The 831-nt window shown below is 43.0% G+C and carries 1 protein-coding gene; it reads right to left on the minus strand.

Features of this window, described 5'->3' with window-relative positions; all coding sequences use genetic code 11:
- Positions 1-116: 116 nt before the first annotated feature.
- The coding region (locus ACFSKV_RS14150) for an IS3 family transposase (RefSeq protein ID WP_380804036.1) at positions 117-831 on the minus strand (715 nt) is incomplete at its 5' end.

The following is an 831-nucleotide window of genomic DNA, read 5'->3' on the forward strand; positions in this document are numbered from 1 at the left end:
TGTCACGTCCTGAATTTACTTGACACTTTTTTTATTGTTTTTCTTATGTTTTCAATCCTCTTAAATGCCCAATAGCCCAAGTAAGGAAATCTGTCAAGGCCGGAGCGAAGCGACGTTCATATAGCCTTGACAGGTTTCTGTCTTGGGCTACTTTTGCGTTTGAGAGATGAAAACACTGATACACTCTCATGTATTTCAATAGGCTTCTTCATATTTAATGAACAATGTGGCCTCTTTTCATTGTAGGCCCATACTCCATGTCTTACCGCTGCTAACGCCTCTTTGAGATTCTTAAACCTGTCCCCAAGTTTATATTCAATTTTTAGAATCCCGTTGACCCGCTCTGCCATTGCATTATCATAGCAATTTCCCGCTTCTCCCATACTGGACTTTATCCCTTCCTTTTCCAGTAATTCAGTGTATATCTTACTGCAATACTGGAAACCCCTGTCTGAGTGATGAACAATGCCTTCTGTTGACGGACATTGTCCTATCGCCATTTTCAAGGCTTCTAGAGCACATTTTGACTCAAGTGTATTCCCCAAATACCAGCCTACTATCTTCCTGCTGTATGCATCGGTAATAAGATACAGGTACCTGAAGGAATCACCGACACGGATATAGGTTATGTCCGAAACCCAGGCCTGATGGGCAGAGGTCCAGACCTTACCGTTGAACAGATCCTTATATTTACTGTAGCGCATAAATGACTGTGTTGTAACAACATACTTCTTCTTGCGCTTGACCAGCAGGCCTTCCGAACGTAACAAGCCAAAGAGCCTGTCCCTTCCTATGCTGATCCCTAACTTCTCGGTATCTTCTCTGATCAGC

This window comes from Shivajiella indica, assembly GCF_042683085.1.
GTDB lineage: Bacteria > Bacteroidota > Bacteroidia > Cytophagales > Cyclobacteriaceae > Shivajiella > Shivajiella indica.